At 70.9% G+C, this 26186-nt stretch carries 22 protein-coding genes and 1 pseudogene; 13 read left to right on the plus strand and 10 right to left on the minus strand.

The window, feature by feature from the left end:
- The 5 genes from ABZ321_RS49385 to ABZ321_RS49405 are packed head-to-tail and all read right to left on the minus strand — an operon-like array spanning nt 1 to nt 5556.
- Nucleotides 1-1062, minus strand: coding sequence for a dipeptide epimerase (locus ABZ321_RS49385; protein ID WP_344506929.1), 1062 nt, complete (start codon nt 1060-1062; stop codon nt 1-3).
- Nucleotides 1059-1802, minus strand: a complete 744-nt coding sequence (locus tag ABZ321_RS49390) for a serine hydrolase (RefSeq protein WP_354903353.1) — start codon at nt 1800-1802, stop codon at nt 1059-1061. Before ABZ321_RS49390 ends, ABZ321_RS49385 begins: the two co-directional genes overlap by 4 nt.
- Complete coding sequence (locus tag ABZ321_RS49395) at nt 1799-3547, minus strand: ABC transporter substrate-binding protein (protein ID WP_354903354.1); 1749 nt, start codon at nt 3545-3547, stop codon at nt 1799-1801. Before ABZ321_RS49395 ends, ABZ321_RS49390 begins: the two co-directional genes overlap by 4 nt.
- Before the next feature lie 19 nt (nt 3548-3566).
- Entirely contained in the window at nt 3567-4553 is a 987-nt protein-coding gene (locus tag ABZ321_RS49400) for an ABC transporter permease (RefSeq protein WP_344506924.1), read from the minus strand.
- A gap of 7 nt (nt 4554-4560) precedes the next feature.
- Complete coding sequence (locus ABZ321_RS49405; protein ID WP_344506922.1) at nt 4561-5556, minus strand: ABC transporter permease; 996 nt, start codon at nt 5554-5556, stop codon at nt 4561-4563.
- 285 nt (nt 5557-5841) lie between these two features.
- Here ABZ321_RS49405 and ABZ321_RS49410 point away from each other — a divergent pair, with 285 nt between their 5' ends.
- The 3 genes from ABZ321_RS49410 to ABZ321_RS49420 all read left to right on the plus strand — a co-directional run bounded on the left by ABZ321_RS49410 (nt 5842) and on the right by ABZ321_RS49420 (nt 10798).
- Nucleotides 5842-7806: a peptidoglycan recognition family protein gene (locus ABZ321_RS49410; protein ID WP_354903356.1), complete on the plus strand. Its 1965-nt coding sequence runs from the start codon at nt 5842-5844 to the stop codon at nt 7804-7806.
- Nucleotides 7807-7901: 95 nt separating this feature from the next.
- Nucleotides 7902-9194, plus strand: a complete 1293-nt coding sequence (locus tag ABZ321_RS49415) for a C39 family peptidase (protein WP_354903358.1) — start codon at nt 7902-7904, stop codon at nt 9192-9194.
- Nucleotides 9195-9205: 11 nt separating this feature from the next.
- On the plus strand, nt 9206-10798 hold the full coding sequence (locus tag ABZ321_RS49420) for a family 10 glycosylhydrolase (RefSeq protein WP_354903360.1): 1593 nt from the start codon (nt 9206-9208) through the stop codon (nt 10796-10798).
- A 77-nt stretch (nt 10799-10875) separates the two neighbouring features.
- Here the strand turns inward: ABZ321_RS49420 and ABZ321_RS49425 are convergent, their stop codons facing one another.
- The 3 genes from ABZ321_RS49425 to ABZ321_RS49435 all read right to left on the minus strand — a co-directional run bounded on the left by ABZ321_RS49425 (nt 10876) and on the right by ABZ321_RS49435 (nt 15756).
- Complete coding sequence (locus ABZ321_RS49425) at nt 10876-12165, minus strand: hypothetical protein (protein WP_354903361.1); 1290 nt, start codon at nt 12163-12165, stop codon at nt 10876-10878.
- Nucleotides 12162-14318, minus strand: a complete 2157-nt coding sequence (locus ABZ321_RS49430) for an AAA family ATPase (RefSeq protein WP_354903363.1) — start codon at nt 14316-14318, stop codon at nt 12162-12164. Before ABZ321_RS49430 ends, ABZ321_RS49425 begins: the two co-directional genes overlap by 4 nt.
- Nucleotides 14319-14613: 295 nt before the next feature.
- Complete coding sequence (locus ABZ321_RS49435) at nt 14614-15756, minus strand: lysylphosphatidylglycerol synthase transmembrane domain-containing protein (RefSeq protein WP_354903364.1); 1143 nt, start codon at nt 15754-15756, stop codon at nt 14614-14616.
- Nucleotides 15757-15993: 237 nt separating this feature from the next.
- Between ABZ321_RS49435 and ABZ321_RS49440 the strand changes: the two genes are divergently transcribed.
- Together ABZ321_RS49440 and ABZ321_RS49445 are read left to right on the plus strand one after the other, a co-directional pair.
- Complete coding sequence (locus ABZ321_RS49440) at nt 15994-16212, plus strand: hypothetical protein (protein ID WP_344506910.1); 219 nt, start codon at nt 15994-15996, stop codon at nt 16210-16212.
- A gap of 71 nt (nt 16213-16283) precedes the next feature.
- Nucleotides 16284-17372 (plus strand): hypothetical protein, encoded by a 1089-nt coding sequence (locus ABZ321_RS49445; RefSeq protein WP_344506908.1) that lies wholly within the window; start codon nt 16284-16286, stop codon nt 17370-17372.
- 222 nt (nt 17373-17594) lie between these two features.
- Here the strand turns inward: ABZ321_RS49445 and ABZ321_RS49450 are convergent, their stop codons facing one another.
- Both ABZ321_RS49450 and ABZ321_RS49455 read right to left on the minus strand, forming a co-directional pair.
- Nucleotides 17595-18131: an SMI1/KNR4 family protein gene (locus ABZ321_RS49450; protein WP_354903365.1), complete on the minus strand. Its 537-nt coding sequence runs from the start codon at nt 18129-18131 to the stop codon at nt 17595-17597.
- A gap of 568 nt (nt 18132-18699) precedes the next feature.
- Nucleotides 18700-19203 carry a hypothetical protein gene (locus ABZ321_RS49455; RefSeq protein ID WP_354903367.1) on the minus strand — a complete coding sequence of 168 codons (504 nt, stop codon included), beginning with the start codon at nt 19201-19203 and terminating at the stop codon, nt 18700-18702.
- A gap of 137 nt (nt 19204-19340) precedes the next feature.
- Between ABZ321_RS49455 and ABZ321_RS49460 the strand changes: the two genes are divergently transcribed.
- The 8 genes and pseudogenes from ABZ321_RS49460 to ABZ321_RS49495 all read left to right on the plus strand — a co-directional run bounded on the left by ABZ321_RS49460 (nt 19341) and on the right by ABZ321_RS49495 (nt 26013).
- Nucleotides 19341-19850 (plus strand): hypothetical protein, encoded by a 510-nt coding sequence (locus ABZ321_RS49460; protein ID WP_354903369.1) that lies wholly within the window; start codon nt 19341-19343, stop codon nt 19848-19850.
- Nucleotides 19851-20365: 515 nt separating this feature from the next.
- Nucleotides 20366-20482 (plus strand): annotated as a pseudogene (locus ABZ321_RS49465) (glycoside hydrolase family 15 protein); the annotation flags it as partial.
- A gap of 173 nt (nt 20483-20655) precedes the next feature.
- Nucleotides 20656-22962 (plus strand): transglycosylase domain-containing protein, encoded by a 2307-nt coding sequence (locus tag ABZ321_RS49470; protein WP_354903370.1) that lies wholly within the window; start codon nt 20656-20658, stop codon nt 22960-22962.
- A gap of 80 nt (nt 22963-23042) precedes the next feature.
- Nucleotides 23043-23591, plus strand: a complete 549-nt coding sequence (locus tag ABZ321_RS49475) for a Pvc16 family protein (protein ID WP_354903371.1) — start codon at nt 23043-23045, stop codon at nt 23589-23591.
- 1 nt (nt 23592) lies between these two features.
- A complete protein-coding gene (locus ABZ321_RS49480) occupies nt 23593-25017 on the plus strand; it encodes a phage tail sheath family protein (protein ID WP_354903373.1) in 1425 nt (474 codons plus the stop codon).
- 8 nt (nt 25018-25025) lie between these two features.
- Complete coding sequence (locus ABZ321_RS49485; protein ID WP_344506892.1) at nt 25026-25469, plus strand: phage tail protein; 444 nt, start codon at nt 25026-25028, stop codon at nt 25467-25469.
- On the plus strand, nt 25466-25852 hold the full coding sequence (locus tag ABZ321_RS49490; protein ID WP_354903375.1) for a hypothetical protein: 387 nt from the start codon (nt 25466-25468) through the stop codon (nt 25850-25852). The genes ABZ321_RS49485 and ABZ321_RS49490 overlap by 4 nt, the downstream gene beginning before the upstream one ends.
- On the plus strand, nt 25849-26013 hold the full coding sequence (locus tag ABZ321_RS49495) for a DUF6760 family protein (protein WP_344506889.1): 165 nt from the start codon (nt 25849-25851) through the stop codon (nt 26011-26013). The genes ABZ321_RS49490 and ABZ321_RS49495 overlap by 4 nt, the downstream gene beginning before the upstream one ends.
- Nucleotides 26014-26186 lie beyond the last annotated feature (173 nt).

Consider the following 26186-nt stretch of genomic DNA (forward strand, 5'->3'; position numbering starts at 1 on the left):
TCAACGCTGCTCCAAGGACAGGCCGAGGCCGGGGGCGTCGGGGAGGTGGACGCGGTCCCGCTCGTAGACGGGGCCGCCCTGGACGGGGGAGGACGACAGCCACCAGGCGGCGTCGAGGTCGGAGACGGCGGTGGTGCCGTAGGCGGCGACGAGGCTCGCGGCCGCGCCGACGCCGACCTGGGTCTCCATCATCGAGCCGACCAGCGTGCCCATGTCGTGGGCGGCGGCGAGGTCGAGCAGGGTGCGGGCGGGACCGATGCCGCCGCACTTCGCGAGCTTCACGTTGACGAGGTCGGCGGCGCGGCGGCGGATCACCTCGACGAGGTCGCGGACGCCGAACACGGCCTCGTCGGCGAGGATCGGCACGCCGACGCGGTCGCTGACCCAGGCGAGCCCGTCGAGGTCGTGCCGGGAGACGGGCTGCTCGACGAGCTCGACGTCGAGGCCGGCGTCCTCGATGCCGCGGATGACGGTGACGGCCTCGCGCGGGGTCCAGCCCTGGTTGGCGTCCAGGCGCAGCACCACGTCCGGACCGACCGCCTCGCGCAGCTCCCGGACGCGCGCGAGGTCCCCGCCGACGCCGACCTTGACCTTCAGCACATGGAAGCCTTCGGCGACCCGGGCGTGGGCGGCGTCCACCAACGAACCGGCGGAGAGGGTGACGTCGGTCGGCACCGACGTGGCGGTGCCCCCGAGGAACCGGACCAGGGGCAGGCCGAGGCGGCGCGCGGCGAGGTCGTGCAGGGCGACGTCGACGGCAGCCTTGGCGCCCTCGTTGCGCTGGGCCGCCCGCTGCACGAGCCGCGTATTGCCGGTCAGGTCGTCGGCGTCGCGGCCGGTGATCAGCGGGCCCAGCAGCTGCTGGACGCAGGCCTCGGCCCCGGCGACGGACCCGCCGGTCACCTGCCACACCTGCGGCGCCTCGCCGTAGCCGCTGCACCCGTCGCCGTCGACGACCTCGACGATCAGCGACTCGGCGGCGGTGGCGCGGCGCAGCGCGGTGACGAACGGCGTGTGGAACGGCGCCGACACCCGGTGCGTGCGCACCTCCTTGATCGTCACTGGCGCTCCTCCCAGGCGGTTCTCGACACGTGGGCGATGACGGTCGCGGCATCGGGCACGCCGGTGGTGCAGACGGCGACCACGTAGGGCGGCGCGTCGGGCGGCAGCACCACGCCCGCGCTGTGCCGCACCCCGTCGACCCAGCCGCTCTTGTACGCGACCCGGACCCCCGCGGGCACCCCGAGCGCGAGATCCTCCCGGAGCTCCTGCCCGGCGAGGACGTCGAGCATCTCCGCGCACGCCGCGGGTGAGGCGACGGTCCCGGCGAGGAGCCCACCGAACAGCAGGGCGAGGTCGGCCGCCGTGACCGTGTTGGTGATCCCGGCCGCCTCGGCGGCGGCGTCCTCGATGCCGCGGCCGGTGACGCTGCGGGTCGCGCCCGCCACCCGCCACGCCTCGGCGACGGCGGGCAGGCCGACGAGGGCGAGCAGGAGGTTGGTCGCGAGGTTGCTGGACCGCACGATCATGCGGCGGGCCAGCCAGCGGGCCGGTGCCGCGCTGCCGAGGCGGTCCCAGACGTCGTGCTCGTTGTCGTAGCCGGGGTCGCAGCTGTACGAGGAGCCGGTCGCCGACGTGAAGGTGTTGGCGACCGGCACCGGCCCGTCGAGGTCGAGGGTGCCGGCGTCCGCCGCCCGGTGGAGGGCGACGAACACCGGCACCTTCATCATGCTGGCCGCGTAGTGGGGCACGTCCGCCAAGCGTGCCTCACCGGCCAGCGCCACCGACACAAGTCCCGTCACTGCTTCACGTAGGCGTTGGTGACCGCGACGCTGCCCCAGATCGAGTCGATGAACAGGCCGCCGACCTTGGAGCCGTGGAGGGTGAACATGACGTCGACGTACAGCGGCACGACCGGCGCGTGCTCCAGCATGATCTTCTCGTCGAGCTTGCCCCACTCGGCGCCCTGCTCACCGACGGGCATCGCCAGGATGCGGTCGAACTCGGCGTTGAGCGCGGGCGCGTTGAGGTAGGACGCGCCGTTGTTGCTGCCGCCGTCCTTGATGGCGCGGCCGTCGTAGAGCACCGGCAGGATCGACGCGCCGCTGGGCCAGTCAGCGCCCCATGAGCCGATGTACAGGTCCCACGGGTTGTCCTTCTTCTTGGTCTCGTCGAGGAACGTGTCGGCGGCGATCGGCTTCAGCGTGATCTTGAAGCCGGCCTTCTCCAGGTTGCTCTTCAGGGTGGTGCTGAGCTCCTGGTTGCGGGAGTCGTCGGGGAAGCCCAGGACCAGCTCGACGCTCTTGCCGCCGAGCAGCTCCTTCGCCTTCTCCGGGTTGCCGCTCTTGCCAGCCGGGTAGGCCTCGTAGTTCTTCCAGCCGATCGTCGCCGGCGGCATGAGCGTGGTGACGGCCCGCGCGACGGTGTCGCCGCCGAGGGTCTTGACGATGCCGTCGCGGTCGATGACGGTGTTGAGCGCCTGGCGGACCTTCAGGTCGGTGACCCGGTTGTTGTTGATGGTCAGCGTGTACTCGCTGGGCGTCGGCTCCTGCAGGGTGCGGGCCTTCAGCGCGGGGTCGCCGACCACCTTGGACACCAGCGAGGCGTCGACACCGTTGAACGACACGGCGGCCGCGTCGGCGCCGCTGTCGGCGATGATGCGGTTGGTCTGGGTGACGATGTTGGCGCCGAACTCGTAGACATAGCTGTCCGGGTACTGGTGGCGCATCGCGTCGGTCGCCGGGTCCCAGAACGTGTTGCGCTCGAACGTGAGCCGGGTGCCGGCCTCGTTCTTCGTCAGCTTGTAGGGGCCGGAGGAGAACGGCTGCTTGTCGTAGTCGGTGCCGGTGTCCTTGGCCGGCGGCACGGGCGCGGTCGCCGGCAGCGACGCCGCGAACGGCAGGTCGCAGTGCGGCTTGGCGAAGGTGAACCGCAGCGTCTTGGGGTCCGGCGCGGTGAGCCCCGGCGGCAGCGCCGTCTTGTCGGCGGTGAACTTGAACTTCGTGTCGAACTGGGGGGAGTCGGCGAGCCACTCCTGGATGTAGGTCGGGCCACCGGTCAGCGCGAGGTCGAAGGAGCGGGCGATGCCGTAGGCGATCTCCTTGGACGTGATGGCGCTGCCGTCCTCGAACTTCACCCCGTCCTTGATCTTGAACTCCCAGGTCTTGCAGTTCTTGTCGACGTCGGTGCCGGGCGTCTCGGCCAGGTCGCCGACGAGGACGACCTTGCCCTTGCCGTCGTCCTTGTACGTGGTGAGCCGCCGCGCGTAGAGCTGCGACGCGGTGAGGCCGACGAAGGAGTACACGCGCTGCGGGTCGAGGTGGGAGACCTTGCTCTGCCGCAGGACGGTGACGGTGCCGCCCTTGCCGGCGCCGGGGATCTCCGCCGCCGGGCCCTTGGAGTCCTTCGGGTCGGTGGCGATCGAGCCGCTCGCCTGCCGGTCGGTGTCGGGCTGGGCGTCGTCGTCGGTCCGCTTGTTGTTGCTGCACGCGCCGAGCCCGGCGATGAGCGTGAGCAGTACCAACGCTGTCAAAGGTTTGCGTGGCATGGTGGCCTCCCTGGTCGTTTCACCGCAACCGGACCCGTGGGTCGATGAAGGTGTAGAGCACGTCGACGACGACGTTGGCGACGACGATGAACGCCGCCGCGAGCAGGACGGTGCCCATGATCGTCGGCAGGTCGCCGTCCTTGACCGCGTCGATCGCGGTGCGTCCGAGCCCGCGGAGCCCGAACGTGGTCTCGGTGATCACCGTGCCGCCGAGCGCGGCGCCGATCTCGACGCCGGCGGTGGTGACCAGCGGCGTGATCGCGGCCCGCAGCGCGTGGCGGCGGATGACGGTGCGGGACGGCAGGCCCTTGGCGTGCGCGGTGCGGACGTAGTCCTCCGACAGCGTCTCCAGCATCTGTGCGCGCGACAGCCGGGCGTAGACGGCGGAGAACAGGAACGCCAGGGCGCACCACGGCAGGATCAGCGCCGTCGCCCAGTCCCACGGGTTGTCCAGGATCGGCGTGTACCGCGGATACGGCAGGATCTTCAGCGTGTAGACGAAGACGAGCAGCAGGACCCCGCCGACGAAGTACAGCTGCAGCGAGGCGCCGGTCAGTGACACGCCGATGGCGAGCCGGTCGAACACGGTGCCGAGGCGCAGCGCCGACAGCATGCCCAGGCCGATGCCGACGGCGAGCCACAGCACCGACGCGGGGACCACGATGCTGAGCGTCACCGGGATGACCCGCACGATCGTCTCGGTCACCGGCTCGCTGTTGACGTACGAGTACCCGAGGCATGGCGCGTCGCAGTAGCCGCCCTGCGCGGCGCCCAGGTCCCGGCCGGCGAAGATCCCCTTCACGTAGTGCAGGTACTGCACGTACTTGGGGTCGTTGAGCCCGAGCTCGTCGCGGACGCGCTCGAGGCGGGCCGCGTCGCAGTTCTTCGGACACATCGCGGTCGCCGGGTCGCGGGGGAGCGCGAAGAACATCAGGAACGTCAGCACGCTCACCGCGAACAGCGTGAGCACCGCCAGCAGGATCCGCCGGATCAGGAAGTTGAGCATCGCGGGCCTACCGGGTAGATCTCGGGTCGAGCGCGTCGCGGACGGCGTCGCCGAACAGGTTGAAGGCGAGGACCAGCACGAAGATCGTCACGCCGGGGAAGAACACGTACGCCGGGTCGGTCTGCAGGTAGTTGAGGCTGCGGAAGATGGTGCGCCCGAAGTCGGGCGTCGGCTCCAGCATCCCGATGCCGAGGAAGGACAGGGCCGCCTCGCTGGTGATGTACGCCGGGATCGACAGCGAGAACACGACGATGATCGGCGCCCACAGGTTCGGCAGCAGTTCCTTGAACAGGATCCGCGGGGTCCGGGCGCCGGTGGCCCGGGCGGCCTCGACGAACTCGCGCTCCCGCAGCGACAGCACCTGGCCGCGCACGAGGCGGGCGGTGCTGGTCCAGCCGAACGCGGCGAACAGCCCGATCAGCACGACGACCCGGAACCAGCCCGGCACCGCCTCGCGCGGGCCGTAGAAGGCGAGCTCCAGGGGCCGGATCAGGGCGAGGGTGAAGATGAGGAACGGCAGCGCGAGGGCGACGTCGGTGATCCAGTTGATGATCGCGTCGACCCAGCCGCCGAGGTAGCCGGAGATGATCCCGGTGAGCACGCCGAGCGTGGTGGTGACCAGCGCCGCGGCGAACGCGATGCCCAGCGAGGTGCGCATCCCGTAGACCATCTGGATGAACAGGTCCCGGCCGAGGCCGGGCTCGAGGCCGAACCAGTGGGTGCCCGTGACGCCGCCGGCCACCCCGTACGGCATGCCGAAGCGGTCCAGGTCGTCCTTGAACGAGTCCAGCGGGCCGATCCCGTACACCTTCTCGATCAGCGGCGCGGCGAGGCCCACGACGACGAGCACCGCCGACACGACGCCGCTGGCCAGGGCGGTGCGGTCGCGGCGCAGGCGCAGCCAGACCGCCTGCGTGAGCGACCGCGCGGCGATCCCGCCGGCCGGCTCGCGGTCCACGGCCGGCGGGTCCACCCGCTCCGATTCCAGTGGTACGACGCTCATGACGCCACCCACCTCCCCGGCATCGACGACATCGACTGTAGGTAACCGTCGACGTGCGACGTACCAGTGAAGGTAATCTACAAACCTTTCGCCGTCACTGGTCCGCTGTAACGGATCTGCATACCTTGCTGTCCGTTCTTGTTCATACTGTTCCGAACAAATCGGTTGAAATCGCTCCGCGATCCCGTAGGTTCCCTACGCTTCGAGGCAACTCGCCGTTAGGGATTGACGGCAAAGATTGCTATGCGTCACGCTGTGCCCAGCCATCCGCAGTCAGGAGGTTCGATGCGCCTTCGCCGCAGGTCCTTCATGCTCGGCGCCGCGGTCGCCCTGGTGTCCACCGCCACCGCGGTGCCCGCCGCCCCCGCCACCGCCGCGCCGGCCACTCGCCAGGCCGCATACGCCGACGCCTCCGCCACCTGGGGCGTCCCGGTCGGCGTCCTGCTCGCCGTGTCCTATCTGGAGTCCCGGTGGGACACCAACCGCGGCGCGCCCAGCACCAGCGCCGGGTACGGCCCGATGCACCTCACCGACGCCGCGGCGCTCGCCGCCGCTCTCACCACCACGGGCCAGCCGCACCACGACACCGGTGACGCGCGCGGCGACGACTCCCGCGCCCCGAAGACCGTCCCGGCCGTCACCTCCGGCGCGGGCGGCCCGGCGCTGCAGACCCTCGACCGGGCCGCCGAGCTCACCGGCGCGTCGGAGACGGCGCTGCGCACCGACCCGGCCGCCAACATCAACGGCGGGGCCGCGCTGCTTGCCCAGTACCAGCACGACGCCGGCGCACCCGGAGGCGCTGCCAGCGACCCGGCCGCCTGGTACGGGGCCGTCGCGAAGTACAGCGGCGCCGACACCACCGACGCCGCGGCCGCGTTCGCCGACGAGGTGTACGCGACGCTGCGGGACGGCGCCAGCCGTACCACCGACGACGGCCAGCTCGTGACGCTCGCCGCGCAGCCCAGGATCAGCCCCGTCACGGCGTGGCTGGACCGGCTCGGCCTGCGCCGGCCGCCGGCCCGCCCGGACGGCCTCGAGTGCCCGGTGGACATCTCGTGCGAGTGGATCCCCGCACCGTACGAGCAGTTCGGCGACGGCGACTACGGCAACCACGACCTCAGCGACCGCCCGGCCCGGCAGCGGATCGAGTACATCGTCATCCACGACACCGAGGCCAGCTACGACACCACGCTGAAGCTCGTGCAGGACCCGACGTACGTCAGCTGGCACTACACGCTGCGCTCCGTCGACGGGCACGTCGCCCAGCACGTGAAGACCAAGGACGTCGCGTGGCACGCCGGCAACTGGTACGTCAACGCCAAGTCCGTCGGGCTGGAGCACGAGGGCTACGCCGCGCAGCAGGGCGCCTGGTACACGGAGGCGATGTACCGCTCGTCGGCGAAGCTCGTGCGCTACCTCGCGGCGCGCCTGGCCATCCCGCTCGACCGGCAGCACATCATCGGCCACGACAACGTGCCGGGGACCGTGCCGTCGACGGTGAGGGGCATGCACTGGGACCCGGGCCCGTACTGGGACTGGAGCCACTACTTCGACCTGCTGCACGCGCCGTTCGTCCAGTTCGGCACGCCGCGGACCGGCCTCGTCACGATCGACCCGGACTACGGGCAGAACCAGCTGCCGTTCACCGGGTGCACGGGCACGCCGGACACCCCCTGCCCGGCGCACGGCTCCTCGTCGGTGCTGCTGCGCACCGCGCCCGCCGCGGACGCGCCGCTGCTCAGCGACATCGGCCTGCGCCCCGGCGGCGAACCGGCCACGATGCAGGTCTCCGACCACGGCGCCCGCGCCGCCGCCGGGCAGACCTACGCCGTCGCCGACCGGCAGGGCGACTGGACCGCGATCTGGTACCTCGGCCAGAAGGGCTGGTTCCTCAACCCGCCGGCACGCCCAGCGGCGAAGTGGTCGACCGGCCTCGTGGTCACCCCCAAGGCCGGCAAGGCGACGATCCCGGTGTACGGGCGCGCCTACCCGGAGGCGACCGCCTACCCGGCCGGCGTGCCGGTCCAGGCGATCACGCCGCTGCAGTACACCTTCGCCGCCGGCCAGCGCTACACCCTCGGCGGCATCGTGCCCGGCGAGTACTACCGGGCCGTGACCTTCGACGGCTCCTCGCCCGGCGACTGGACCGTCATCCGCGGCCAGAACCGGTACGCGCAGGTCCAGTTCGGACACCGGGTCATGTTCGTCAACCTGGACGACGTGCAGATCCTGCCGTCGTTCCTTCCCTAGGAGCGGTAATGAGCGGTCAGCGGAGCGGCTCGGGCCGCTCATCAGGAATGCAGGGTGGGCTCAGGCCGGCGCCGGAGCGCAGCGGAGGGGGCGGCATGAGACGCATTGTCGCCATCGTCGTGCTCGCAGCCGCGTCGCTGCTCCCGGCGGCACCCGCGGTGGCACACCCGGGCAGCCCGGTCCACGACGAGCAGATCACGTTCCACGCCTGGCAGAGCTTCCCGCAGTGGCTCAGCGGCAGGAGCGAGGGCACCCGGGCGGTGCCGGGCCGCAAGCCGTTCCTCACCATCGGCGGTGCCGCGGGGACCGCCGACGGCTGGGACTACGCGACCTGGACCTCGCCGGTGCAGCGCGTCGGCTTCGGCGCCAGCGAGCTCGTCGCGTCCTGGAACGCCGACACCCCGGCCGGGACCTGGCTGCAGGTCGAGCTGGAGGGCACCTACACCGACGGCCGGGCGACCCCGCGGTACGTCATGGGCAAGTGGGCGAGCGGTGACCAGGACATCCACCGCGCCACCGTCGACGGCCAGAGCGACGGCGTCTCGTCGATCTGGACCGACACCTTCTCCATCGACGACGCCTCGGCCGGCGTGCTGCTGCAGTCCTACCGGCTGCGGCTCACCCTGTACCGCAAGGCGGGCACGACCGCGGCGCCGCGCGTCTACCTCGCCGGGGCAATGGCCTCCAACGTGCCGGACCGCTTCACGGTGCCGGCCAGCGCCGGGCACATCGCCTGGGGCCGGGAGCTGGCGGTCCCGCGCTACTCGCAGAACATCCACGAGGGCCACTACCCCGAGTACGACAACGGTGGCGAGGCCTGGTGCTCGCCGACGTCCACGGAGATGGTCGTCGAGTACTGGGGCAAGCACCCCCGCCCGGAGGACCTCGCCTGGGTCGACCCCACCGACCCGGACCCGCAGGTCGACAACGCGGCCCGCAGCACCTACGACTACACCTACGAGGGCGCCGGCAACTGGCCGTTCAACACCGCCTACGCGGCCACCTACGGCCTCACCGGCATCGTGACCCGGCTGCACTCCCTCGACGAGGCGGAGCGCTTCATCGCGGCCGGCATCCCCGTCGTCACCTCGCAGTCGTTCCTCGCCACCGAGCTGACCGCCGCGAACTACTCCACTTCCGGGCACCTGTTCGTCATCGTCGGCTTCACCGCCACCGGTGACGTGATCGTCAACGACCCGGCGTCCTCGTCGAACGACGCGGTCCGCAACGTCTACAGCCGCACCGAGTTCGAGCAGGTGTGGCTGCGCACGAAGCGGTACCGCGCGAACGGCACCGTCGCCTCCGGCAGCGGCGGCATCGCCTACCTGATCGCCCCGTCCACCGCGCACTGGCCGCGGGTCCCGGGCTCGTCCAACTGGCTCTCGTGAAGGTGACCCTGATGTTCGCCCGTCTTTCCGCCCTACTCTGCCTGGCCGCCGCGTTCGTGGCGACCGCACCCGCCTCGGCCGCGGTTGCCACCGAACCGGTGGTTTGCGTGACGGACCCGGCCACGCCGAAGCACCAGATGCGGGCGATGTGGATCGCCAGCGTCGTCAACATCGACTGGCCCTCCGCGCAAGGCAAGACCGAGGCCGAGCTGAAGGCCGAGTACGACGGCTGGCTCGACCTCGCCGAGTCGCTCAACTACAACACCGTCATCGTGCAGGTCCGCCCGCACGCCGACGCGTTCTGGCCGTCGCCGCTGGAGCCGTGGTCGCAGTACCTCACCGGCGTCGCCGGCCAGGACCCCGGCTGGGATCCGCTCGCGTACCTCGTGTCCGAGGCGCACGCGCGCAACCTGGAGTTCCACGCCTGGTTCAACCCGTACCGGGCGAGCATGCCCGCACCCGGCGGCGCCGGCACCGACGTGTCGAAGCTGCCGGCCAACAGCCCGCTGCGGGTCCACCCCGACTGGGCCGTGCCCTACCCGGTGAACAACGCCGCCGGCCGGCTCTACTTCAACCCCGGCATCCCCGAGGCGCGCGCCTTCGTCGAGGACGCCGTCATGGACGCGGTCACGAAGTACGACATCGACGGCGTGCACTTCGACGACTACTTCTACCCGTACCCCGCCGCCGGCCAGGACTTCGGCGACGACGCGACGTTCGCCCAGTACGGCGCCGGCTTCGCCACCAAGGCCGACTGGCGCCGCGACAACATCGACCAGCTCATCCGCGAGCTCGACGGCCGCATCCACGCCGCCAAGCCGTGGGTCCGCTTCGGCGTCAGCCCGTTCGGCATCTGGCGCAACAAGGCCGCCGACCCGCTCGGCTCCGACACCAACGGCACCCAGTCCTACGACGCCAACTCCGCCGACACCCGCAAGTGGGTGAAGGAAGGCTGGGTCGACTACATCGTGCCGCAGGTGTACTGGAACATCGGCTTCGCCGTCGCCGACTACGCGAAGCTGGTGCCGTGGTGGGCGGACGTCGTCGCCGGCACCGACGTGCAGCTCTACATCGGCCAGGCCGACTACAAGGTCGCCGCCGCGGGCCAGCCCGCCGCCTGGTTCGACCCCAACGAACTGTCCAACCACCTCACGTTCAACCGCCAGTACCCACAGGTCCTCGGCGACGTGCACTTCAGCGCCGTCCAGGTCCGGGCGAACCGGCTGGGGTCCGAGACCATCCTCGCCGCCGAGCACCACACCCGCCCGGCGTTCCCGCCGGCCTGGGGCCCCGCCAAGCCGCTGCTCTTCCCGGTCATCACCGGCGCCCGGCGCACCTCGGCCGGCGCGGAGCTGCGGTGGCGCCCCACCGCTAACGGCGCCGGCCCGTTCGCCGAGGTCACGTCCTACGGGGTGTACCGCCTCGACGGCACGACCGCGGCCCGTGCCTGCGACCTGGCCGACGCCACGAACCTGATCGCCACGGTCCGCGGCACCTCGTTCACCGACACGACCGCCGAACCCGGCAAGCACTACACGTACGTGGTGACGGCGCTGGACCGCCGCTGGCACGAGAGCCCCGCCAGCCCGCCCCGCTGGATCTGACCGCACACCGTCAGGCCCGTACCTGGTCGCTGGACCGGGTACGGGCCTGACGCACCAGCTCATTCTGAACTGATCTCTTAGGCAGTAAGCAGGTCCCTGACCTCGGCGTGCAACCTGTCCCGGTGCTGCCGGTCGGCGAGGGCATCGAGAGTCGCCGAGACGTCGAGTGCCACGGTTCGCAGCCGGGCAACGCGGATGCCCTCGGTGTTGCGGGCGACGAGGCGGTGCGGGCTGCCCGGCGTACCAGGATGGATGATGACGGCGGTAGGAGGCTGCTGGGTCGCGCCGGTCGCGCCGAGTGCCTGAGCGTACAGGAGTGTCTGGTAGACATCGGCACGGTCCAGGGAGCGTTCGCCGATCAGTTTGTACTTGGCGTCGACGACACGCCGCCACATGGTCGCGCCCGCGCCGCGCACCAACAAGAGATCTGGAATGACGGTGCCGAACGGGCGGCCGGTGAGCTCATCGACGATCACTGAGCGGTGCCGTGATTGCGGCCGAACCTCGACGGCGCTGCCCTCGAAGGCGTGTTCCACGAGGCGGGTGACGAAGTCCTCGAAGACGCGGTTCATGTCGAAGAAGAACACTCGGCTTTGACCGTTGCCCGCACGGTACAGATCGCTGATCGCCGCGCCGCGCAACAGGAGCAGACTCCAGCCGTGCGCGGCGCGGTAGTGCTCGTTCTGCCGCGTGTAGTGCAGCCGCGCTGCCACGTCGATCGGGTCAAGGCCGGCGGGATCGCAAAGCGCCGAGAAGTCAGTCGCGACCCGGCGGGCGAGGGCGCGGACCGGGGCGGCCGCGGCAGAGCGCGCGGCGAGGTTGAGTCCGGCCGCCAGCACTTGGTTGTCGAGAATGTCGGTCTCATACTCGTCGTAGCGGCACTCGATCTGGTCCAGCTGGCCAAACCGGGCACGCACCTGACGGTCGGCGAGAATCCGGCCGCGCAGCACTGGCAGTGAGCGTTCGCGAGTCAGGTAGCTGCGCGTTGGGCCCTGTCGCAGGATGTCATCGGCGGCGCGGGCGAGCATCTGGCAGACGAGGTCGCGCAGATGCAGCCCGCCAGTCTCGATACGCCGCTGCGGTGGCAGCTGCCGAAGCGCATGGATGCCGCTCGCGTAGTCGAGCATGCGCAGTACTGAGAGGTCGCCGCCGGCCATTTTGGGCCTGACAGCGACCTGGCACTGGTCGAACGTGACCACACCGACTCGTGCAAATGCGGTGATCTCGGCCTGCTCGTTGCGGAGCCAGCGAATCCGCAGCAGCTTGCCCTTGCCTTCGAGTGACTCAGCGAGCTGCTGGTCGGCCGCACTAGGGTCGGGCCACGGTACCCGGACGGTCTGGTATTCGGTGAGCTCGTGTGTCGTCATGCCGGCAGTTGATCGGCCAGGCCGACCTGAAACTCGGCGGAGAGGGCTTCAACCATCTCGTCATCGGTGAGCTCGCGGAGGCGCTGCTGCTCCACGTCGACCACCTGGGCGCCGATGAGCCGAGCCAGCAGACCGTAGTCGTCGTACGCATACTCCTGCAGCAGCGGAATCACGTCGCCGCGGATAGCGGCACATAGGTCGGCCTCGGTCGCCAGTGGCCTGCCGTCGCGCAGCAGGAATGCGTGGCCGACCTGCCGCTCACGGCCAAGTTCGGCACGGACCCGGCTGTTGAGAGAGTCGAGCAGGTTGTCCAGGTGCAGCCTTCCCACGTAGGCGCCCTCCAACAGCTCGACGTCGGGCAGAAGCTCGTAGAACGCGAAACGCCGACGCAGTGCCGCATCGAGCAGACGAATGCTCCGGTCGGCGGTGTTCATCGTTCCGAGAAGGTACACGTTTCCAGGGACGGCGAACGCCTCGGTGCTTTGGGGAAGACGTACCTCGATGCCACGCTTGTCGACCTCGAGCAGGGTGATCAGTTCACCGAAGATTTTGGAGACATTGCCTCGGTTGATCTCGTCGATGACGACGAGATACGCCCGGTCCGGCTCGTCGGCCGCGGCGCGGCAGACCCGTTTGAAGATGCCCGGCAGTAGCTCAAGGCGGAGCCCATCGTCGGACTTCACCGGCTTGAAGCCCTCGATGAAGTCCTCGTACCCGTACGACGGGTGGAACGTCACTTGGGTAAGCTGCCCGATTTTCTCGCGCGTTTCCGCGGGCCGCGAGGGCGCAGACAACGCAGCCAGCACCCGCCTGAACTCCGACGTACCGAATTCGGCAAGCGGGTCCAGCCCGGCCCGGCCATGCGCCAGCCACCAGACCGCGAACCGCAGCGCCAGATGGGTCTTACCAGTGCCGGGCGGACCGAACAGGATCGCCTGCCCCTTCCGCTCCAATGCCTCGGTCACCAGTCTCAGATGTCGGTCTGACGGGGCCTCGACCTCAGTCGTCCCGACGGGCCCCTCGGCCGTCGGCGTGCCTGCCGACACACCCGCCCTGATCTGCCGCCACAGCGTTGCCGAAACCGGCGCAATGGTCGTGACGCCCCAACGCCGGACGGGCTCGAGCAGCGTCTGCGCATACGACTCATCCCACGTGACCGCGACCGTGTGCTTGAACTCCGGCCGCTCCGGTCGGTACACGTACCCCGGCTCGATGACAGTGCCGACCGCGAGCACCTTCGATACGCCCTCGTTGGCAACCACCCGATCGCCGGGCTCCAACTGCGTGAGCCGCCACAGCTCGCGGGCCTTGGTTGTAACCGTCGCGGAGCTGCCGTTGTACGGATAATGGGCGGCGAAGACCGCTCGGAGCTCCTCCTCAGAGCCGAACGCTGTCAAATCCTCGATCGAATCCCAGCCCACGCAGATGAACCCGCCGTCGCGGCAATCTCGCCAGAAGCGTGCGCCTTCGCCGGGCGCGATCTTCATGACCGCACGGCCGGCACGCGGATCCGCCCAACCGTAGAGGAACAGCATCACCTCCATCGGGCTCCACCCCGCGAACCGCTCATCCTCCCGCACCAGCGTCAGCAGCCGCCGATTAGCCGTGAGGGGTGTCAGGGCCGGCGCCTTGGTGGGGCTCAGCAGCTCCGTGAAGTGCTGGACATGAGCCTGCGAGTAGATCGGCAACAGCTCGTCTGGGAAGTAGACGTACAACGTCTTGGCGGTCAGCGCAGGACCGGTGCGGAGCGCAGTGATGTCGTCGACCTCCGCGATGTTCCCCTGCCCGGCCAGCTCGAAAGCCCGGACGAAGCCCGTGCGCACGTCGTCCCAGGCGCGTTCCCGATCGAGGTATGCCTGGTCGAAGTACCACCCCGAGCCATCGGACTTCGCGTAGATGAGCAGCTTCCTTGAGCTGCCGCCGCTGATGCTGCCGAGCTCGGGCGACTTGAACTCCAACCGGTAACAGAACGACGACTTGTATCCGGCGTGGCCCAGTGCGTACCGATCCAGTGTCAGATTCGGCCACTCATCGAGCGGAAACTCGGCGTTAATCTGCTCGGCCTGCCTGGCGGCGTCCTCAACGCGCGCCGCCAGTGCGTCACGGTCAAAGGTGCGAATCGCCTGGTCCAGCTCGTCACGCTTCGAGTCCACAACCACTCCATCAATTCGTCACGATCACCAACCCGCGACCTTCGCCACGGGCTGGTGACCTGTTCTGACCTTGTCGGAACTTTGTTCTAACTATGTGATCAGGTGCGGCAAGCCGTCCATGCGGCAGCGGTGACCGCTTCCGGCTCCCATCGACCATCGTCGCGGAGGACGATGACGTCGAGGTAGCGCAGGATCTCGGCGGCTCAGCACCGATCCTCGCCGGGTTGGTGTGCCTACTGGTGGCGCGCGAGGCTCCCTGCACTCCCACTGGGGTGGGTCACCTGCCGGTGAGGTGCTACCTGGGGCGGCGCAGGACGACCGCGGCGGCCCCGCCGAGCGGGATGAGCAGCCAGCACGAGAGCAGGCGGTAGAGCAGGACGGCGGCGGTCGCGGCGATGGCGGTCGCGCCCGACGCGGTCAGGCCCGCGACCAGAGCGGTCTCGATCACGCCGATGCCGCCCGGGGACAGCGGCACCTGCCGGACGATCTGGACGCCGAGGTAGATGCCGGCCAGCGCGGGCAGCGCCACCGGCAGGCCCAGCGCATACGTGCAGGCGGCCAGGCAGCACAGGTCGGTCACCCAGTTCGCGGCGGCGTAGGCGATGACGGCCCACCAGTCGCGGGCGCGCAGGCCGGCACCCGCCCGCCACGCCTCCCGGGCCGAGGCGAGGAGGCGCTGCACGTACCGGCGGATCCGGCCCTGCGGCGGGGGCCTCCGCGGGTCGGCGGGCTTGGCGTCGATGAGGCGCCGGCCGAGGACGATGACGGCGGCCGTCAGGGCGACGATCCCGGCCACGATGGCCAGAGGACGCCAGGTCAGGGAGGTCGTGGTGCCGTACGCGGCCAGGGCGGCGCCGCCCGCCACGTACATGAGCGCGAGCCCGCCGATCGAGGCGAGCCCGGACACGATCGCGGTGACCGCGCCGAGCTCCTTGGGGGCGCCGGCGCGCTCGTACTCGCGGATCGCGTAGCCGGTGGAGACCGCGGCGCCGGCCGGGACCGAGATCGAGATCGCGGTGCGGGCCAGGGTGATCGCCAGCACGCGGCGGCGGCGGATCCGGACGCCGAGCGCCGAGAACAGGTACTGCTGCTGCCCCGCGAACGCGGCGACCGACCCGGCCTGCAGCAGCCCGGCCAGGGCGACCCAGCCCCACGAGGCATTGGTCAGCGAGTTGAGCAGGTCCTGCGGGTCGGGGAGCCGCCCGCGCAGGCCGATCGCCGCCAGCACCACCACGGAGACGACGACGAGCAGCAGCCGCAGCCACCGGCTCCGCCAGGTCCCGGTCGCCACCTCCTCGGGCGCCGCCACGTCGTTCTTCTGCTCGGGCGCCGCCACGGCGCTGCGTGCCGTCCTCTGGCCGGGTGTCGGGGCCGTCTCCTCGTCGGGTACTGCCAGGTCCTCGGGCGGTGTTGCTTCCTCGGGCGGTGACGACGGCATGATCCGATCTTTGCAAACGGCCCGGCCGGACCTGCCCGCACCCCCGCTGAGCAGCACCGGCGGCCACGATCGTCGCGCGGATGTGTCCGATCAGGCAGCCGCCCACGGCCCGCGGGCGACCACGGCCCTGTCGAGAAGCCGAGTGTTGCATCGATTTAGCTGAGGTCGCCGGGCACGACGCCGACATAGGCTCGGCGCCATGCACATGACAGCACCCGAACGCTGCCGACCGGTGCCATGACGGCACGCGTCTTCGTCGTCGTGTTGGGCGAGCAGGACTACCGGTACGGCACCGGTGAGCTGCGCCTCCGGGTCGAGTCCGTCGACCGCGCCGGCCCCATCGAGTTCGACGGCGAGCCATGGCTCCAGGTCCGCGGCGTCCGTCTGCGCCGCGACGGCACCGAGGTGGGCCGGCTCCAGGTCCTCGTCCGCGCCGCGCGACTCCCCGCGGTGTAACGCTTTCGCTCCGTATATCGCTGCGGGCCGCGGCCGTGTACAGCCGTCGATCCAGTGTTTACCTTCTTTGCATGCGCCGAATACTCGCTGTGCTCGCCGCGCTACCCATCCTGGTCACCGCCGTGCTTGTCGCGCTCGCCCGGCCGGCGGCCGCGGCGGTGACGCCACCGCAGATCTACGGCGCGTGGCACTGCGGCAACGACTTCTGCACCTGGGGCACCGCCCGGACCGTGGCGGCGTTCGACGCCCAGAACCACTGGCTGGTCGACCGCGGCGACGGCCGGCCGTCGGTCAACGTCGTGGTGCTGAGCTTCGTCGACCCGGGGAAGCTGCTGAACCTCACCGACGACGCCACGACGGTGGCCGGCGTCCCACGCGGCATGACCCCGGAGATCGTCGGCTACTTCACCGGCCGCGGGATCCGCGTCATGCTGTCGATCGGCGGCATCACCTACACCGACGCGTGGAACGCGGCCCTCACCTCGAACGCCGCCCAGCTCGGCCGCAACGCCGCCGCCGTCGCCCGCCGGCTCGGCGTCGGCATCGAGATCGACTACGAGGAGAACACCGCCCCCAACCTGACCGGACTGCAGGCCTTCATCGACGCGTACCGCGCGGCCCTGCCCTACGACGCGTCCGGCGCCGACCCGGCGGCCCGCCTGACCATCGACGTCGCGGCCGGCGACCGGTGGCTCATCGCCCTCAACCGCAAGGCCACCGCCGACTGGCTGCGCACCGACCGCCCGGTCCTCGACTACGCCAACGCCATGGTCCCCTCGAAGCAACCGTCAGCGAGCGCGGCGATCGCCAACTGGCAGGAACACATCGACGGCAAACCCACCTACAACCCGGTGGTCCCGCCGCTCGCTCCCGCCAAGTTCACCGGCGGCCTGTACGTCGCCCAGGGCAGCCGCCCACTGCCCGAGTGCACCAGCTACGCCACGTCGCTGCAACGCTCCACCGGCACCTTCGTCCAGTCAGCCGCCCCGAACGGCGCCGGCACCACCGCCGGCCTGCTCGGCTACATGTTCTGGGCCGCCGAACGCCCAGCCACCCGCGGCATCGGCACCGTCCCCCCGAACACCTGCGAAGGCGGCATCGGCGCCGGCGCCACCGCCTACCAGATCCCCATCCCCTTGCCCCCACTCCGCCAGACCTGACCCACGACGGGGGCACGCGCGCGCGACCGGAGTCACCACCGGAGAGGGGGCCAGGTGGTGCCCCCGGTCGCGCCGCGTGCGTCGTGCTCGGCGTGGCCGTTGAGGGTCCAGCAGGTATGTCCGCTATTACGGATCGGTCGGCACCCGAATCGGCCGAACAGCTGGCAACCCGTCCGTCCGCCGTGCCGTCCTGTTTCGCAGCCGGGTCGGATGACGCGAGTCCTACTCCCACTCCACTCCGCCGTCGACGATCTGGTAGCTGTTGTCCAGCCACGGTGCTCCACGCAGCAGCGCGAACCGGAGCTCGCTGCAGAGCTCCGCAAGACCCGTCCATGACCCCATCGCGTCCTCGCCGTTCTCGGGCTCCCAGAGAAAGGTTCGACCGGTGTCCACGTCTGGGGTGTGGTCGACGACCAGGTAGCCGCCGCACCGGTCGGCAGCGAGCGGCACCCACTGCACGTCCCATGCCTCCGGGTTGGATGCGCGAGCGGTTGCCCTCAGGCGACTGGCGTCACCCGCGACACGGGCCGCGTCGGTGAGCCAGTAGGTCGGCGCCAGCTGGAAGCCGCCCATCTCCTCCGTTGCCCCGTTGTGCCAGAGCAGGGTGCTCGCGACCTCGGGCAGAAGCGCGAACCCGAGCCGCGACTCCAGCTCCTGCAGCTGCTCCTGGCTCGCCGGGGGGTGCAGCAGGGACAGTGTCCGGGGTGCGTTCGCGGCGAGCCACTGGTCGAGGTCGGCGAGGATCACGGCAACCGTCACGGTTTCAGATGATATGCCCGGGGGGTGATGGTCGCTGCTGCAGACGGCGGCCTCGCTGGAGAACCTCGCGACGACGGTGTACGACGCCGCCCGGAAGTTGTCCGTGGAGTCCGGCGTGCTCGACCTCTGTACCAGGGCCGCAGCCATCCACACCGAGCATGCCCGGGCGTTCAACGAGGCGGCCCTGCTGGTCGTCCAGGCGCTGCTGACCGCGGGCCAGCCGTTCCCGCCCGACCCGGTGAAGCTGCCCGCTCCGGCGCTCGCGGCGGGTGTCGCGCACGCAATGTTCCCCGTCGACCGCGCCTCTCCCGCCGGCGAGGGGCGGTGTGACGGCCACCCGCCGGGTGCTCCTGCTCGGCGTCGCGGGGCTCGGCGCGGCGGCGACGGCGGGGATCGGCTGCTGGTCTGGGGCGTGGTTGCGGACGCGGTGACCGTGGTCGTGGTGTCCGACGCGCGTTGCGTGGCGTTCGGGGACGCCGCCGGCGGTGCGGTGCCGGTGACCGAGTCCTTTGATCGGACGACTGTATGTCACAGAGCGGAGACACGACCTGGCGATGCGCGCTCGGTGTCAACCGATGTACTCGCTGAAGCTGTCCCAGACCACATCGGGGACCATGCCGGTGGTGAGGTCGCCGTCGTTGAGGTCGTAGACCTTGCCGTACTGGTCCCGGGACCGATCGCAGCACAGGTAGTGCAGGTGCCGCCAGCCGTACCCACCGATCTCGAGCCAGAAGCCGGCCTTGCGCATCGACGCGATCGACGCCTTGTGCTCCCAGTCCGGAGCGTCCTCCTGCTCCGTGGCGGCCCGCTCGTACAGCCCCGCGGTGGCCGCGAGCGCCGTGGAGAACCGGTGGACCTCCCAGCCGTACGGGTCCGGAGCACCGTTCTGGTCCAGGGTCCACAGGCCGCCACCATCGGTACGGACGAATTCGGCGTAGTCGGCGGGGATCTCGACCGTCTCGGCACCATGGATCGCGACGATGAGCGCGGTCAACTCGCCGGGAAGAGCGAGGGACGTCGCCCGCTCGACCGGCTTGTCGTCCCGGACGAGGCGCGGGTTGACACTGATCATCCCGCCGAGAATACGCCTCGCGGGACGGACCCGGCCCGGGCTCCCGGACCGGCATCTGCTGCCCCTGCACCCGCCGGTAGGCGGACGCCGGTTGCGTCGGCGGTCGCCTACGACCGCTGGCGCGTAGCCTGAGCCGCATGCCAACTCACAGATCGATCGTCGATGCGCAGATGCGCACTGAGATCGCGCAGGTACTGGCAGATCTGGGCGAATCGGTACTGTTGCACCGGGTGGCCGGCGGAGCGGGGAGTCGTGCGTGGTATCTGCTTCGCTCCCTCGCCGACTTGGATCACGCGCTTCGGGCGGGGAAGCCGTCGGACTCCTGCACGGTCTTCGTCCGGCCTGAATTGTCCTACCGTGGACAGGCGTCGTCCGCCCTGTTGGAACTCGCTCTCGCTCAACTTGTCGGGGATGCCGAGCTCGTGTTCGGGGTCCTCGCCGCGGACGGCCCCGAGCTCCGCGACGACATGGTCGCCTGGGCGCCGGCCCCGGACGCCGTGGCCGATCTGGTCGACTGGTTCGCCGAGCACGACGGGGCCACGATCGCGTTCGGTCCGTATCCGCCGTTCTGGAGCGATGATCCTGCGGTGAACCTGCAGGGCTACCTTCCTGACCCAGACGGCACGATTCGCGTCGGCGCCTATTGAGACTTCCGCGGATGGGCGGATATTTCGGTTTCGCGACAGCAGCCCATAGCGACGCAGCGGCGGCGGGACGGCCCGGCCTGGCGCACCTTGCCGAAGGTCCTACGAGACCGTGCGGGGCTGGGCTGACAGACGGACCTGGGTCCAGCCGCTGGGGTCTACGGTGCCAGCGACGGTCAGGTCCGTCGACTTGCCGCCGAGGCCGACACGGTGACGGTCTGCGTCGCGGTCTGCACGCTGAACTGAGCATCGAGCAGGACGGCGCCGCCGGGGGTCAGTACCGCACGGTCTCGTAGGAGTCCGGCCCGACGCGCCAGGCCCGCAATCCCCACGGGCCTGGTGCGTCGGCGCAACACGGGCCGCCGACAGCGGGCGGTCACCGCACCAGACATCGCCGGCATCACGCGGACCCTCGACGCCGACCTCACGCCGCAGTGCCATCCACCCATCATGCCTGTGTGCCGGGGGACGGATACTGGCAGGGATGGGTGTCGGCCTGCACGTATGAGGGCGAGTGGCGCGACGCCGTGGTGCGGTCGCTGCTCACGCTCAAGGCGCTCACCTACGCGCCGACCGGGGGGATCGTGGCCGCGGCGACCACCTCGCTGCCGGAGAAGCTGGGCGGCGTGCGCAACTGTCGACCGCCCTGGCCGCCACGGAGGCCCGCGCCGAGGAAGGCATCAAGTAGCGCTTCTCGTCGTTGCTGTGTGTCACGGTCATGTACCCAAACACGCAGGATCCCCCGGATCCGTTCACTGTCTGTACGATCTGTGGCGATCGATGGCCATTCGACGACGGGGCAGACGACATGGACGACGACCAGAGCAGCGAGCGGCCGGCGCCGAAAGCGCCTGACGCGGCCGGCACGGATGAGGCCGCAGGCGCGCCGGAGGCGGTGGACCGTGCGCCGGGCGCTGCCGGTACACCGGAAGCCGCCGGGACACCAGCGGGTAAGGGCCGGCGGAGGCGGTGGCGGAAGGTCCTGCTCAGGTCGGCGCTCGTGCTCGCCGTCATCGCCGGGCTCGGGCTGGTTGGGGGCACGTACTACTACGACAGCGTCGCCATGCCCAGCGACATCACCATGGATCGGGTGACGACGATCTACTACGCCGACGGCACGACGCCGATGGCGCGGATCGGTTCGGTCAACCGGACGCTGGTCACGTTCGGGGACATCCCCGTCGACGTGCAGCACGCGTTCGTCGCGGCGCAGGACCCGACGTTCTACACCAACAGCGGCGTCGACTACTGGGAGGCGGCCGGCGCGGTGTGGAACCATGTCGCCGGCGACGGCCGGCACGGCGGGTCGACGATCAGCCAGCAGTACGCGCGGCGCTGGGCCGAGCTCGAAGGCACGTCGTTCGCGCGGAAGGCGCGCGAGGCGGTCATCGCGACCAAGCTCAACCGGCAGTACAGCAAGGACCAGATCCTCGAGCAGTACCTGAACATCATGTACTTCGGCCGCGGCGCGTACGGGGTGCAGGCGGCGGCGCAGGCGTACTTCGGCAAGTCGGTGAAGGACCTGACGGCCGCCGAGGGCGCGGTGCTCGCCGGGCTCGTCGACAACCCCGAGGGCGACGGCAAGGGCAGCCCGTTCGACCCGACGGTCGACGCCGAGCGGGCCCACGAGCGGTTCGACGAGATCAAACGGCAGATGGTCGAGCTCGGCTTCGTGACGCCGGCCGACGCGGACCAGAAGCTGGCCTACCCGGCGAAGGTGCTGACCGCGGCGCAGGCCCGCGCGGACGCGACCAAGGTGGCCGGCGGCATGGACAAGCCCGAGGGCCTGATCGTCCACCACGTGCTCGGCGAGGTGGCGGCGCTGACCGACCCGAAGACCGGGCAGCCGCTGTACGAGGACGCCGCGCCCGACGGCAGGAAGCACTTCGACCGGCTCCGCAACGGCGGCCTGAAGATCGTCACCACGATCGACAGGACCGCACAGCAGATCGCGGTGCGCGAGGCCGGCCGCAACGCCGAGTCCAACATGGACAAGCAGCCGGCAAACCTGCAGGCCGCGCTCGTCGCGATCGAGCCCGGCACCGGCGCGGTCAAGGCCTACTACGGCGGCGACACCGGCAACGGCGGCGACTACGCCGGCTCCTATGCCGACCCGGTGCTCGGCGACGGCACCGACAGCTGCTGCGGCGGGCACCCCGCCGGCGCGTCGTTCGACGTGTACACCCTCGCGGCCGGCCTGAGCGCCGGATACTCCATCGACTCGTACTGGAACGGCGAGTCGCCGCAGGAGTTCCCGGGCAGCGGCCGGACGAGCCGCAACCCGATCAGGAACGCCGGTGAGAACCCCACGGCGGCGCCGGCGTGCAGCTCGGGCTCGCCGAAGTGGTGCACGCTCAGCGAGGCCACCGTCATGGCGCTCAACACGCCGTACTTCGCGCTCGCCGCGGCGGCCGGCCCCGCGAAGGTGATCGACACGGCCCACGCCGCGGGGATCGGGAGCATGTGGGCCTCCATCGACGGCAGGTTCGTGAAGGTCGACCTGGCGAAGGCGCCGGGCAAGGACGTCTTCCCGAAGTACTTCAACACGGAGGTGGGCCTCGGCCAGTACCCGGTGACCGTGCTCGACCACGCCGCCGGCATGGCCACGTTCGCCAACCGCGGGGTCGCCACGAAGGCGCACTTCCTCAAGGAGGTGTGGACCGACGGCAAGAAGACCTACGGCGAGGTCGTCAACCCGAAGCGGATCCCGGGCTTCACCGAGGCCATGGCCGACGACCTGAACGCCGTCCTGCAGGGCGTGCCGAAGCGGTACGGCCTGCGCACCCACGACGACCGCCAGCTCGCCGGCACCGCCGGGGCGTGGCAGCTGGCCCAGACCACCGACAACGCGCACGCGTGGATGGCCGGCTACGCGGCCTCCGACCCCGCCAGGAAGTCCAGCGGTCTCGCCGTCGCCGTGTGGGTCGGCAACAAGAGCGAGGAGCAGAAGATCGTCGACCGGGACGGCAGGGCGATCATCGGCGGCACGCTGCCCGGCGCGATCTGGCGCGACTTCCTCGACGCCGCGCTGACCGCGCTGAACGTCCCTGTCGCCACGTTCCCGCCGGCGACGCACACCGGCGACAAGGTGCTCGGCACGGGGGTGAAACCGTAGCGGCGTTAAGCCGGCGATGACTCGTCGATGAGGGGTGGGGTGCATGCTCACCCCGTGACGAGGTCCGGTCGGTGGCGCCGGTGATCGCCGAGGTGGGGCGGGCGCTGAGCGCGTTGCTGTACGAGGAGCTGGGCCGCGAGGTCCGGCTGTCGTTCGACGCGCCCGTGGGGGACATGTCGGTGCGGGTCGACGTGTCCCTGTTCGACCTCGCCGAGGACGTGACGCGGCGGCAGCACGGCGCGGTCCGCCTGCACGACGAGGACGGGCGGGTCGTCGGGGTGCGGCCGCCGCCGCGGTACATCGTGCTGTCCTACGCCGTGACGGCCTGGGCGGTCGACCCGCTCGCCGCGCACGGGCTGCTCGGCGCGGTCCTCCAGATGGCCCTGCGCCATCCGGTGCTGCCCCCGGAGCACCTCGCGTCCATCGCGGAGCCCGTGACCATGGCGCTGCGGGACGCGCCGCCCGGGCTGTGCGCCGGGCTGGGCATCCCGCTGAAAGCGGCCGTGTGCCTCGCCGTCACCGTCCCGGTCACCCCCGACATGGCGCGGCCCGTGGGCCCGCCGGTCGGGACCGGGCTGCGGCTGAGCATCGCCGACCCACAGCACCGACCGGCTCTGACGGAGGCATGACGTGGCACCCAGCTATCTCGCGCCCGGCGTGTACGTCGAGGAGATCGAGGGCGGGAGCCGCCCGGTGGCGGCGATCGGCACCTCGGTCCCCGCGTTCGTGGGCCTCGCCGAACAGGGGCCGTTCAACACGCCGACGATGGTCGCCGACTGGGCCTCGTTCCGGCGGACCTTCGGCGACTTCGTGGCCGGCACCTACCTGGGCCACGCGGTCTACGGCTGGTTCCTCAACGGCGGCGGCGACTGCTACATCGTGCGCGTCGGCGCCGGCCGGATGGAGCTGCCGTCCGCCACCGCCGGCGCCTACCGGTTCATCGCCAACGACGGGCAGACGGCCGACCGGATCAGCGTCGAGGTGACCCACGACGATGTGCGCGTCTACCTGGACGACCGGCTCACGGAGACGATCGGCAGCGTTCAGAGCGTCAACGAGACATCGCGCCTCATCCACGTCGAGTCCGGCAACTGGCGGGAGAAGGCGCGCCCCGGCCGCTTCCTGCTGCACGCGGACGCGCCCGACCTGCACGCCGACGACTTCGTCGGCGACGCGGCCGACCGGACCGGGCTCGGCGGCCTGGAGTCCGTGCAGGACGTGTCGACGGTCGTCGTGCCCGACCTGATGGCGCTGTACCAGCGCGGCGACCTCGACCTTGACGCGGTGAAGGCCGTTCAGCTGGGGATGATCGCGCACTGCGAGATGATGGGCGACCGGATGGCGGTGCTGGACCCGCCGCCGGGGCTGTCGCCGATGCAGGCGCTGGAGTGGCGCCGGGACGTCGCCGGGTTCGACTCGAAGTACGCCGCCCTCTACTACCCGTGGATCCGGGTGTTCGACCCGGTCGAGGGGCGCACGCGGTCGGTGCCGCCGAGCGGGCACATCGCCGGGGTCTGGGCGCGCACCGACGCGACCCGGGGCGTGCACAAGGCGCCCGCCAACGAGGCGATCCGCGGCGCCGTCGACCTCGACGTGCGGCTGTCGGCGAGCGAGGTGAGCCTGCTCAACCCGGTCGGGGTCAACGCGCTCATGGCGCAGCCGGGCCGGGGCATCCGGGTGTGGGGCGCCCGCACGATGTCGTCGGACCCGGCCTGGCGGCACCTGAACGTCCGGCGGCTGTTCAACCACCTCGAACGCTCCATCCTGTACGGCACCCAGTGGGCGGTGTTCGAGCCGAACGACGCGGAGCTGTGGGCTAAGGTGCGGCGCACCGTCGCGGCGTTCCTCACGGAGCAGTGGCGCCGGGGCGCGCTCTTCGGCCGCACCCCCGACGAGGCGTTCTTCGTCGTCTGCGACGCGAGCAACAACCCGGCCGAGTCCGTCGACAGCGGCGCCGTGATCTGCGAGGTCGGTGTCGCGCCGGTACGGCCGGCGGAGTTCATCGTGTTCCGGCTGGCCCAGTCCGCGTCCGGCGCGGCGTTCCTCGAGGGGTAGGCGCGGTCATGGCACTGGCGGACTACGACGCGGCGCTCGGGCACTCGTTCGGCCTGGAGATCGACGGGATCGTCATCAAGCAGATCTCCGAGGTGCGCGGGCTGAAGATGGAGCACGACGTCATCGAGGTCAGGCAGCACACCGCCGACGGGCGTTACGTGGTGCGCAAGCTGCCCGGCCGCAGCCACGGCGGCGAGCTCACGCTGGTGCGCCCGCTCACGGCCGACAACGGCTTCGAGAAGTGGCTGCAGGCGGCCCGGTTCGGCCGGATCGGCGAGGCCCGGCGCGGCGGCGCGGTCATCGTGTACGACCAGGAGGGCAGCCCCCTGAAGCGGTACCGGATCAGCGGCGCCTGGCCGCGCAGCCTCGAGATCGGCGCGCTGCGGGCGGGGGACCCCGGCGTGCTCACCGAGACCCTCATCGTCACCTACGAGCAGATGGAGGTCGAGTGAGCGCGCCCGCCGGCCTGCGGACCGAGTTCCCCTTCGAGCTGCCGCGCGGCTACGTGGACCCGGCCGGCGTGGTGCACCGCGACGGCGTGATGCGCCTCGCCACCGCGCGGGACGAACTGGTGCCGCTGCGCGACGACCGGGTGCGGGAGAACCCGGCGTACCTGACGGTGGTGCTGCTGGCCCGGGTCGTCGTGCGGATCGGCACGGTGACCGACATCCACGCGGGGCTGGTCGAGGACCTGTTCGCCGTCGACGTCGCCCACCTGCAGGACCTGTACCGGCGGCTCAACACCGACGGCCCGCCGACCGCCTCGGTGACCTGCCCCGGCTGCGGCACCGGGATCGCCGTCGACCTGTCCGGCAGCCGCCTGGGGGAATCGTGACGTACGCGGCCGACCGGCTCCACGAGGAGACCGCGTACCTCGCCTACCACTTCCACTGGTCCCTGGACGCGATCCTGGACCTGGAGCACGCAGACCGGCGCCGCTACGCGACCGAGATCGCGCGGATCAACACCCGGCTGAGTGCGGGCGGCGCGCGGTGACCGGCCCCGCCACGCACCGGGACCCGAGGGCGCTCGCCGGCGCCGGGCCGTCCGTCGTCGACCCGCGGCCACCGGCTGTCCTGGCCGTCCCGGCGGTCCGGGTACGGGTGGCGCCCGGCGGCAGCCGCCGCATCCCGCTGCCCCTGGCCGTGCCCGCGCCGCCGCCCCCGCCG

Source organism: Dactylosporangium sp. NPDC006015 (assembly GCF_040614215.1).
Lineage (GTDB): Bacteria > Actinomycetota > Actinomycetes > Mycobacteriales > Micromonosporaceae > Dactylosporangium > Dactylosporangium maewongense.